Source organism: Lacticaseibacillus salsurae (genome assembly GCF_045862175.1).
GTDB lineage: Bacteria > Bacillota > Bacilli > Lactobacillales > Lactobacillaceae > Lacticaseibacillus > Lacticaseibacillus salsurae.
Genome location: NZ_BAAFZI010000061.1, coordinates 1 through 10,799, shown reverse-complemented (window position 1 = coordinate 10,799; position 10,799 = coordinate 1). Strand labels below are relative to the sequence as shown.

11 protein-coding genes are annotated in these 10,799 nt (G+C 45.5%); 7 read left to right on the top strand and 4 right to left on the bottom strand.

The window, feature by feature from the left end:
- Positions 1-818: 818 nt before the first annotated feature.
- The gene (locus ACKTSG_RS12270; protein WP_407895179.1) at positions 819-2,288 is read right to left on the bottom strand and encodes a primase C-terminal domain-containing protein; all 1,470 of its coding nucleotides are present in this window, start codon (positions 2,286-2,288) and stop codon (positions 819-821) included.
- 924 nt (positions 2,289-3,212) lie between these two features.
- Here ACKTSG_RS12270 and ACKTSG_RS12265 point away from each other — a divergent pair.
- The 4 genes from ACKTSG_RS12265 (at position 3,213) to ACKTSG_RS12250 (ending at position 6,395) form a co-directional block, all read left to right on the top strand.
- A complete protein-coding gene (locus ACKTSG_RS12265; RefSeq protein ID WP_407895177.1) occupies positions 3,213-4,589 on the top strand; it encodes an IS4 family transposase in 1,377 nt (458 codons plus the stop codon).
- A gap of 184 nt (positions 4,590-4,773) precedes the next feature.
- Positions 4,774-5,595 (top strand): DUF6994 family protein, encoded by an 822-nt coding sequence (locus tag ACKTSG_RS12260; RefSeq protein ID WP_407895175.1) that lies wholly within the window; start codon positions 4,774-4,776, stop codon positions 5,593-5,595.
- A gap of 271 nt (positions 5,596-5,866) precedes the next feature.
- Positions 5,867-6,136, top strand: coding sequence for a type II toxin-antitoxin system Phd/YefM family antitoxin (locus ACKTSG_RS12255; protein ID WP_407895173.1), 270 nt, complete (start codon positions 5,867-5,869; stop codon positions 6,134-6,136).
- A complete protein-coding gene (locus tag ACKTSG_RS12250; RefSeq protein ID WP_407895171.1) occupies positions 6,129-6,395 on the top strand; it encodes a Txe/YoeB family addiction module toxin in 267 nt (88 codons plus the stop codon). Before ACKTSG_RS12255 ends, ACKTSG_RS12250 begins: the two co-directional genes overlap by 8 nt.
- A 50-nt stretch (positions 6,396-6,445) precedes the next feature.
- Here ACKTSG_RS12250 and mazE read toward each other — a convergent pair whose 3' ends face one another.
- On the bottom strand, positions 6,446-6,670 hold the full coding sequence (mazE, locus tag ACKTSG_RS12245; protein WP_054719851.1) for a type II toxin-antitoxin system PemI/MazE family antitoxin: 225 nt from the start codon (positions 6,668-6,670) through the stop codon (positions 6,446-6,448).
- Positions 6,671-7,046: 376 nt separating this feature from the next.
- Between mazE and ACKTSG_RS12240 the strand changes: the two genes are divergently transcribed.
- Positions 7,047-7,862 carry a ParA family protein gene (locus ACKTSG_RS12240; RefSeq protein WP_407895168.1) on the top strand — a complete coding sequence of 272 codons (816 nt, stop codon included), beginning with the start codon at positions 7,047-7,049 and terminating at the stop codon, positions 7,860-7,862.
- 2 nt (positions 7,863-7,864) lie between these two features.
- Positions 7,865-8,209, top strand: a complete 345-nt coding sequence (locus ACKTSG_RS12235) for a DUF5388 domain-containing protein (RefSeq protein ID WP_407895166.1) — start codon at positions 7,865-7,867, stop codon at positions 8,207-8,209.
- A gap of 413 nt (positions 8,210-8,622) precedes the next feature.
- On the opposite strand, the gene ACKTSG_RS12230 is transcribed toward ACKTSG_RS12235, so the two are convergent.
- Both ACKTSG_RS12230 and ACKTSG_RS12225 read right to left on the bottom strand, forming a co-directional pair.
- Complete coding sequence (locus ACKTSG_RS12230; protein ID WP_016363707.1) at positions 8,623-8,901, bottom strand: helix-turn-helix domain-containing protein; 279 nt, start codon at positions 8,899-8,901, stop codon at positions 8,623-8,625.
- Position 8,902: 1 nt separating this feature from the next.
- Complete coding sequence (locus ACKTSG_RS12225; protein WP_407895164.1) at positions 8,903-9,235, bottom strand: type II toxin-antitoxin system RelE/ParE family toxin; 333 nt, start codon at positions 9,233-9,235, stop codon at positions 8,903-8,905.
- A 103-nt stretch (positions 9,236-9,338) separates the two neighbouring features.
- Here ACKTSG_RS12225 and ACKTSG_RS12220 point away from each other — a divergent pair, with 103 nt between their 5' ends.
- Positions 9,339-10,400 (top strand): IS30 family transposase, encoded by a 1,062-nt coding sequence (locus ACKTSG_RS12220; protein ID WP_407895162.1) that lies wholly within the window; start codon positions 9,339-9,341, stop codon positions 10,398-10,400.
- The last annotated feature ends 399 nt before the right edge of the window (positions 10,401-10,799 follow it).

Below are 10,799 nucleotides of genomic sequence, written 5' to 3'. Positions count from 1 at the left end.
CACCAACCCGTCTCTTTGACTCGTTGCTGGTAAGATAACACTCTACGGCTTCGATATAAGTTTCTACTGAAATCTTAGTCATACAAATACCCCCAAAGTTGTGTTCCAACTTTAGGGGTAAAGGTCAGGGATTGCGCTGCTTTTTTGAAATTCTATGAATAATCCAGGCTCAATATGCTAACACTGCCTTAATGGCATCAATCGCTCAGTTCGCATCAGCCAACAAAAAAGGGGAGTAGACACGACCTTCGTCGATGATCTACTCCCCCACAGCTGCACAAAACGCCCATAACTACACCTATCCACAGGCCTAGTTAGGCCCACTTCAACGTGATATACTTATAGCGCTGCAATAGCAGTTGTAGACGGTAATCGTCGGGTAAAGTCGTTACCTTTACTGGACGTGTGCACAAAGCGCTCGAACCCCGCAAAGGGTTAGGCCCGTGTTACTGTCTATTTTTTTGTCCTGGTGGACATATGACTGATGCTTGCCTAAAACATATCACCGGTATCACCATGTGTCCAGAGAAATTATCAACTTTCTTAATCTATGCTGAACATCAAGTAACCCTCGATCATGAAATCTACATAGCACTCACCCACCTTCAAGTCACTCCAAAATACGAGTAAGAACCCCTCTAGACAAGCAAACTAAGTACGAACACTTGTTCGCTACTGATGGTTTAATCATACAATCTCGCCTTGAAAATGTCAACGTATTCACAACACAAAACATAGGCAATCCAAAAGAAGTGAGAGGGCAGACCGGAAAAGCAAGGCCATAATAGATAAATGTAATGGCAATTCGGAACTTTTAGTTACCCATCCATTAGGCGCCCTGGCAGTACATTTGTGGGACGGTTTTCAGGTGTTACGGATAGTACATTCGATTCCCCTTGCTCCAGTCCAAGAAACTCTTGCCAATCCTGACTCTGGCTCGCATGCCGAGTTTCAATTTGTCGACCTGCCATCATCATCGTGATCAAAAGAATGCCGCCATTTCGACCTCTCGTTCGTTGTACACGAAGTAGACCATGGATAGCTACATAATCCAAGGCTTTATTAAGTGAATCGCGGCTGATATGTAATGCCTCCCGAATGTCAGCAGTTGTCAATTGCAATGACGTACTGCGTGCGCCAAGGCGATCAACGTACTTGACTAGGTCTTGAGCCCACTCGGAAACATGACTGTACTTACGGATATGTCGCGGCTTGCGAAACTTGACCCAATTCTGTCGAGCTGTACGCGCAAAAGGACGGACTTCTGGCGCCCATCGGTCCATAAGGTGCTGAATATAGGCCTTGCTGGCTCCCTGGTAGTTACCCGAAAAGGCGCTCTTTAGAATACGACGAACTTCTGTATCTCGAAGTGGGTCTGGTTGACGGGAATTCCATTCATCAGCAAAGTCATATGCGCGATTCTGGTCCCATCCTGAAGAATATGTTGCTAGCAAAAGTGTCAATAACGTATTGTTGCGACCGAGATCTCCGTCACCGCGAACCACAGATGCACGACTAAGCGCACTAAACCATGGCTGATCAACCTGGTGATCATGTGTGCTTGGCTTAGTAACGCCAGTCATCTTAAGCTTAATTTCCATTGCCCAATCTAGCAGCGTTGCAAAATCCAGCGTCAGAGATGGCTCAAAGAACCTTACCATGTCGTCAGACGGCAACCTGAAGAAACCAAAATGATTGCATCCAACATCCACCTGTGGCAGGTTTTTCAGGACGCTTTGGCGTAACTGCTCACTAACAGTTTTGGCGGCTTCAACTGCCGGATAGCGTGTCCCCTTTTTGGACACAAAAACCGATTTCCAGAGAACGTAATACACTTGATAGCCGTGCGGGGTCTCCAAAATAGCAGTTGGCCAAATTTCGGGATCAAACAAGTCTTTTTTCTTGATGATGAATTGTTCTAAGAGATCTTGGTTGTAGTGTGGCTTATGATCGCCGAAGTCGGCGTCGACTACAAACGCATTGATTTGCTTGAGATTGTTTTCACTGTGTCCAACGACTACTTGGCGTCGATCATCTGAATAGGTACCATACCGGAATATATTCGGAGTCCAGTGAGAACATGCCTGGTTAGCTAACACCGCTTCTTCACTGGTTGCAATAAAGCCTCGTGCTTCGGTCAACGCTTGCTTCGTGCGCGTCAGGAAGATGGCGCCATGTGGGCGTTCCTCAGGAGATTGATCCAGAACAACTCGCTTAGAGTTACGGTACTTGTTTTTGGCCAAACCATTATGTAAAACCAACGAAATCAAATCACTAGACAAGCTCATCTTGATCAACCTCCCTTCATTTTCGGCATAAAAAAGAGTCTATTACCCCTTGGCAATAGACTCAGATTTTGGATTTGGATTCAAGCTATTTCAACCCACCAGAGGGACGAGTTCCGGTGAGCCAGCTTTCGTGAGAACTATAACATCTATTTACAAGCTAATGCAAGCAAAAATCTGAACATCAATTCAACCAGATCACATCAATGCGTGTTTTTTGCGACGGTGCCGGTTCAGCCTGTTCACTCGACTTGGAATATAGGCCGCTGCATTACTCACCGCAATCGCACTTACCCCTTTTTATTGCAACGGCCGGGACGACCTCAACGTTAACTGATCTGAGAAAACTGAATTTCTCGGGCGCACGTTGGCAAAAACGCCCCATCAAAAACGCCGACCTGAATTGCCAAAATCAGACAATGTGATATAATGACAATGATATTTAACTCAGGTCGCCCCCGATTGCCGTCGGTGGCGTTTTTTTGTGTTCTTATTCAACTGCAATTAGTATCTCTTATGCAGCCCGCGGTAACAAGGGGTTGGGAAATCCTGTATTACGGAATACATGTATTATTGTATTATAGAATACATGTATTATTGTATTATAGAATACAATAATACCTAGATCTAGATTCAAAAACAGCTTAAACTAGGGAACAATTGACCCCACGAATTTCATTCTATTCATTATTTAGCAATGTATTATTGTATTCTGTAATACATGTATTACAGAATACAGGTTAAATTTCACCATACAAGTGATGGCTAGCAGGATTGGTTCTTCTTCTAAATACTAAAACTTGAAAGCCCGGAATGACGTGTACTGCGCGTCATTCCGGGCTTATTTTGGACAAAATTAAACACAAGCAACAGCTTGGCAGTATACTTGAGTCGACTAAAACCAAGATACAAAGGAGTGCTTGTGCAATGTCTATTATAGAACATCATCAAGAGGAATTGGACCTTTCTCAGACAATTCATGAATTCTCTCGAGTGGTTGGACTCTCTAAGCTGTCAGCTCATGTTTTTGGACGCCATCACGGCAAGTTCTCACTGCTTCAGATAATCGAATGGCTTTTGACGACGAAGTTTCTAGGGCGGTCTTTGTATCGGGCTCAGCCGAATCCACGCTTCACAACGCGGACGGCGCGCAATTACCTCAATGATAGCCGAACCAACTGGCAACGCCTGACTTGCCTGATCGCACAGGCATTGATCAAATATCTGCGTCCCTTTATACATCCGCACAGACGGCTCGCCTTCATCCTTGATGATACCCTGTTTACTCGTGACACAGCCCAAAAAACAGAGCTATTAGCACGCACTTTCGACCATGACACTCAGGTCTACAAGAAGGGCTTTCGCGCCTTGACGCTGGCATGGAGTGACGGTGACACCTTAGTGCCAGTCAATTACGCGTTGATGTCGAGCAAAAACGTCAAGAATCGGATTGGTGGTGCCAGCACTAATCAAGACTTGCGCACGCTGGGTGGCAGGCGCCGCGCACAAGCCGTCCGCAAAATGACTGATGTGAGCGTTGAGTTGATCAAACAAGCAATGGCTAATGGGCTTAAGGCGGGCTATGTGCTGTGTGACAGCTGGTTCAGCTCACCAAGAATGTTTCTGGCTTTGAAACGCCTAGGCTTAGATACGATCGCGATGGTGAAAAAGAGTAGCAAGGTCCACTATCTCTATCGCAAGCGCCACTATTCAATTCCCGCGCTGTACAAGCGGCTTGCGGCTTCCAAGTACCACACGAAAGCAAACTACCGCTATGCCTGTGTCGTTCAAGCGGAAGTCGAACAACCAGATGGTCGAGTTGAATCTTTTCCTGTACGACTGGTGTTCGTCTCTAATCGTGGCCAATCTGATCGTTTCTTAGTACTCGCCACGACGAAGCAAAGCCTCTATCCGGAAGAAATTATCCAGATGTACGGGCGGCGTTGGCAGATCGAGGGTTACTTCAAGATTGCCAAGCAGTATCTTCGCTTAGATCGATCGCAGGTACAAAGCTACGACGGCCTTTGCGCGCATATTGCGGTCATCATGATGGCCTACGATATCCTTGCCTGGCGCCAACGTCAAGAAGCTGATGTGCGGACGCTGGGCGACTTGTTCTACATCATGAATGAAGCCATGCCCGACCTTGCACTAACGCAAGCTTTGGCGTGGCTTCTTGAAGAACTCAATTTGATTCTGGCAGCGGGAACGACTGAAATGAGTACGGCTTTAAATAACATTATGGAACAATTCGAGGCACATTTACCGCGAGCATTAGCGACACAGCTCGGCATTGCGGTTTAAACCATTCCAAAATTGAATATTAGCGACTCAACGCAGGTTATACCAAGGGATTAGTCTGGATTCAAGCTTTCAAGTTTTAGCTAAATACTTGAAAGCCCGGAATGGCGTGTATGATGCGTCATTCCGAGTTTTCAAGTCTTAGGTGTATAGTTGAAATAACAACTATACATGGGGGGGTTACGGAGTGAAGAATTATTTGTTTGATTTATACCCGGATTTTCCAGACGGTTTTTCCTTGGTCGATCGAAAGGATCCGGACAGCGACAGTTGGGACCTCTATTTGGATTTTCAAACAATTTTTTTCAATAGCGGTTCAGGTTTTTTTCCAAATGGAAATAAATGGGCAGTTAAACTAGTCCCTAGGGATTCAAAATCAAAAGGCAAAAAATGGTTTGAAATAAAACTTCAGATATCCAAAGGTTCCAAATGGATTGCAACTTTTGGGTTAGGTACTGATTATATCGGACCATCAGTAAATTGGGCAAAGACGAGTTTGCTCCCAAACAAGTATGTTTTTGGCATTTCCGACTTAAATATGTCAGACGATGAAATCATAAATTTCTTAACTATTTCCAGAACCATAGGGGGACACTTGGTATTCCCAAGATGGATATCTGAAAGGAATTCAGATTTCATAAATTCTTCGATCAACAAGGAACGTGGCGGAAAAGACATGTATTTTGATAGGTTTGATTTAACCTTGTTTGCAATTAAGAGTTGGTATGAGGTGGGGCCAAAAGAGCGCTTAGGGAAAGTTATTGAAAAAAATAGGTTATGGTTTGAACAGTTTGGAAATTTTGAAGGATTTATAAACTACTTCAAATTGAATGATTTTGTCAACGGCAATTATGAAATATACGATTTGACATCGTTTGACCAAGCTAAGGAAAGTTACCTGATACTAACCAATGATAAGCCGTGGATACCGAATAACGTAGAAGAATACAGAAAATACGTCGCAGGTAATAGTCTTGCTATAACATTGAGAAATGAAAGATTGAACTAAAACTTGAAAAAACGTGTTTCCTTGCCCTAATTCAAAAAAGGCTAATATTAGTCAGCCTTTGCTGAGCCGTGCATTCGTGGCTCGGTAGCATTGATTACGTCGTTGATTGTTTGTAACGCTTGCGCCAGTGTGTCGGTTGCAACTGTCTCGATCCGTTCAAAGCGCCGACGGCGGAAATCAGACGTGGTTGACGGTATGTGTTAGGTAAGGTATACAATTGCGCAGTTGTACCGTATGTGGTACAATGGCTACAAGAAAGAGGGCTGATATTATGGACACAGTATCTTATAGTGGATTTCGGCGTGAATTGCGCGGTTACATGCGCAAAATCAATGATGATGCCGAAACCTTGATTGTTACCGCCAAAGACCCTGAAGACACCGTTGTTGTTATGGGCAAGCACGATTATGATTCGATGCAAGAAACCATGCGTATTTTAAGCAACCCGTACTTGATGGAAAAACTTCGCCGAGGGGACGCCCAGATTGCGGCTGGAAAAACGAAGCAACATGATCTGCTGACGGATTTTGACGATGATTAAGGCGTGGACTGATGACGCGTGGGACGATTATATGTATTGGCATGACCAGCATGACAACCGAATCATCAAACAAGTCAACAAACTGATTGCTGACATCAACCGTGACGACCCCTATGAGGGTATTGGTAAGCCGGAGCCGTTGAAGTATGAGCTGACTGGTAAGTGGTCACGCCATATCACTCAAGAGCATCGGTTAGTGTACAGCATCGATCGCGACATACTGTATATCCATTCATGCCGCGATCATTACGAAAAGTGATGCAATTTGCCTAGTCAACTTTGGCTGGGCTATTTTTTTGCGGAATGTACTCAGTCCCACTCCCTATCCAGCACCTCCTGATCGCCTAATACGTCGCTTTGCTTGAGATCAGTGGTCAACCAGTCGCCTTCAAATGGATTGCGGTGTTTCGGGGTAAAAACGATGGTCCCGTCGGCTTTACGTTGCACGTCAAACTCCTGTCCCTCTTCGACGCGAAGTTGCTTTGGCACGGTAAGTGTCACTGAATGTCCTACTGTCCTTGCTTTGACTTTCATTCTGAAACGTCCCTTCCGTATACAACAAGTATACCATGTGATCTCGTTGTCCATTTGGTTCTGGTGCAAAGTTACAAGATTAGCCGAACTTTAGTATCATGGATCATTCATTTTAAATTTTTCACTAGGTTTCCTATGGGATTGTATTATGTAATACATATATTATTGTATTATGTAATACTATAATACAATTAAAAAGATTAAGAATCGCGTATGCTCGGGTTCTTATTTACGGCAAATTGCACAGTAATCACCCTACGGTTATGTATTATTGTATTACGTAATACAATCTCAAAATCAAGTAGTCAAGCAGTTTTCGCCGTGTTATAATCTGCTTGTATGTATTACAGAATACACCAACGGAGGTGCTAGTATAATGACTGCTACTGTATTATCCTTTGCCAACTTCAAGGGCGGCGTCGGCAAAACTTCAACAACGGCGCTCGTGGCATGGAACCTTGCACAGTCTGGGCACAAAGTCTGTGTGATTGATTTCGACCCGCAAGCTAACCTGACAGCGCTCATGATCAAAACCTATGCAAGTCTTCATAATGATATGCCCGCAACCATCAAAGCTTCACTAATGACGGCAATCACCGAAGATAAACCACTCAAAGACATCACAATTTCAATCAGTGACAACCTGGACCTTGTACCAAATGCCGTCGATTTCTCCATCTATGGTAACTTTTTAACAACCAAGTATCCGACAGAAAAGGATCAGGTGTCCTCGTTTCGGCCATATGTTGATGCGTTACGCGACTCCTACGAGTTCATCTTCGTCGATGTCCCGCCTACACTCCAACCAACCAACGATGCCGCATTCTACGCCTGCGATCAGTTGATTGTCGTGCTACAAACACAGGAACGCGCGTTGTCTGGGGCCGAACAGTTTGTGAAATACATGCAATCAGTCATGATTGACCGCTATAATGCACCGCTCGATATTTTGGGCATTCTACCAGTTCTTACCGAACGCCGCGCGCCAGTCGACGAGGCTGTCTTGCAGGCAGCCATTGACGAGTTTGGTACTGAGAACATCTTCGAGAACCACGTTCTGATCCAATCACGTGTCAAGCGCTTTGATATGACAGGCATTACGGATAACTCGAAGGATATGTGGGACAAGAAAGCTCACAACGCATACAAGGCCGTCGCCGAAGAAATGATTGCACGTCTGGAGGCGAACTAATCATGGGAATGCTTGAAAAAAAAACTACTCATAGAACTGGTAAATCACTTCTACGCCACACACCAGGTGGCGTAGAGGTCGAAAATCAGGTTGACCGCGAGTCCATCGTCCGGAGTGTCAAGGAAACAACAACACCTAAGAAAAAACCAGCCGAAAAAACGACATCGATTCGGATTTCGGTAACAACACGCAACGCGCTCAATTCGCTGGTTACACTTGGTGAAGCTGAAACAGTGAACGCACTATTAGAAGAATTCATCACCCAGAAACTTGAGTCATTGCGTCCGGATCAACAACGAACTTACGACATCATCAATGGCGTTGCAACCAAGCGCGACAATGTTTAGATTTCGTCCTCTTGAAATGTATTATTGTATTAATGTATTAAATAATACATTTTATTTTCTTAGTAGCTGCGAGCACCCCAATCAAAGAGGTGGCACGAAGAACAGGCATTGGCCACGGCACCATCTTCGTACGTTTGATTTCCGCCGTCGTCACTTTGAACGGATCGAGACAGTTGCAACCGACACGCGCGCGCAAGCATTACAAACAATCAACGACGTAATCAATACTATCGAGTCCCGAAAACACGGCTCAGTCAAAGGCTGACTAATATCAGCCTTTTTTGATGTTGTCAGAAGCGATTCTGACGCGTTTTTGTGCGAGACGGTCTGTTATTAGGTGCTTCCTAAAGAAAAGCGCCAGTCTCGAAAGTTCCGAAAACTGACGCTCACAAACATTGGGCCATCTCTATATCTCAGGTGAATTCAACTTTGAGTTTCTTTCCCAGCGCAAAGGCAATCTTGCTCATCGTGTCAAAACTGGTATTCTGACCATGTTCAATCCGCGCAATCGTTGATTGAGGAACATCTGCCCGCTCTGCCAGTTCCCGTTGGGTTAGTCCAGCACGCTCACGTTCGTTCATCAACGCCACCGCACTCTCAAGTTTGGCAGATTCGGCATCAAAGCCTGCCTTGAATTCAGGGTCTTTAAGTTGTTCAGCGAGATAATCGTCAAAAAGAATGTTCTTTGCCATGTTACTTACCTCCCAAATTATCGTAGTATTCTGTCCTGAGTTCTTTGGCATGATTAAGCTCAGACACCGGCGTCTTCTGGGTCTTCTTGGTGAATCCATGCGTAATCACATAATGTGGACCTTCAACGTGGAAGTACAAACCGCGCTGGATATTAGATCCCGTTGTCCGAAGCTCAAAGATGCAATCTGAGATTTTTCTGATCCACATTTGGCGCGCTGCCACCTGCAAGCCGAATTTCTGTGTCTTGGCAATAACGGTGACCAGCTTCTGCTTCTCCACCGGCTTCAAATCATCTAAGAATTCTTGGAATTCATTCGCGCGTTTTAAAATCAAGTTAGGCACTTTTATTACAAATTTGGGACAATGAAAAACATCAAGAACAGATATCCTGTATCATTGAAGTTCCAACACAAACAATGAAAGAGGTATTGTCCTGATGCATGAACAGGATATCACACGTCGTCAACCAGGTCATCATTTGTCTCAAATGGAACGCGGTAGAATTGCAGAACTTTACGCCACCGGCACCTCCAAACGCGAAATTGCTGCCAAAATTGGCGTCTGCCATCAAACCATCAATAATGAGATTGACCGAGGGACTGTCAAGCAGGCTAAGCGCATTAATGGCAAACTAATCTATCATACGGAATATAGTCCTGAAGCTGCTCAGACGCGCTATGAGACCGCACGTCTGAATTGTCATAGGCCGGATAAATTCGCCGCTACAAGCCACTTCCTGGCCTGGTATGTTAATCAGGCCAAGACTGAACACTGGTCGCCTGATGCAGCCGTTGGCGCCGCACGGCGAGCCAAGCTATTCACCCCTGAGGAGATGGTGTGCACAACCACTTTATATCGCTACATCGATGATCAACGCTTAGAAATTCGGAACATCGATCTCGTGGAGAAGGCAAATCGGCGGACCAAGCAACACAAGAGCACTAAGCATAAGCGCCTAGCCGGCCGCAGTATTGAGAAGCGTCCTAAGGCTGTCGAACGCCGCAAGCAGTTCGGATATTGGGAGATGGATACCGTTGTCGGGAAACGCAATGGCCGTGAGAGCGTCATCCTTAGCCTGATTGAGCGGAAGACTCGTTGCCAACTTCTCCGACTGATCGACGGCCGAGACTCGGAATCTGTGGAGTTTGCGTTACGAGAAATCAAGCTTGAGTGGGGTGACTGTCTGCGCACGATTACCGCAGACAATGGCCCGGAGTTCTCGACTCTGAATAAGGCCTTTGAGGACACAGATACAGACATCTTCTACGCGCATTCATACACCTCATGCGATCGCGGCTCCAACGAGGCCCACAATCGCATGATTAGACGTGACTACCCAAAAGGCGAGTCGCTGGATGATGTTAGTCCCAGCCAGGTGCTGGATACCCAAGACCGTCTTAACGGGCTTCCCCGGAGAAAGCTAGACTACCGTAGCCCCCAGGAGTGTTTTGAGACCGAAGTGCGCCGGACTCGGCGTTCAGCACAACACGTAAGCTAAACAATGAACCACTCATAAGATAACAGGCTGTTCTTGGGAGTGTCTCAACACCTCGGCTAACTTGTTCTTGTAATTTGGGCAAAATTCTTTACCTGGATTATTCATAGAATTTCAAAAAAGCAGCGCAATCCCATGATTCACACGGGACTGCGCTGCTTTGGTGTTTCACCCATTGGGTGCGCCTATATGCTAAGGTTAAGTCGACAAAAACCATCACGAAAGCGAGGCTTCACACCATCTCAACTTTAACCAGCTTATCCCTGCAATGCAATACCAATGTGACTGTGACCGCCGACGGCGGTCAACTTTCAAATGACGCCGGGCTCGTTTTGTTCCAAGAGTTTCTTCATCGTATCAACTTTAGGCAACTTGCCAATCAGTGCCTCAAGTTACCAGACC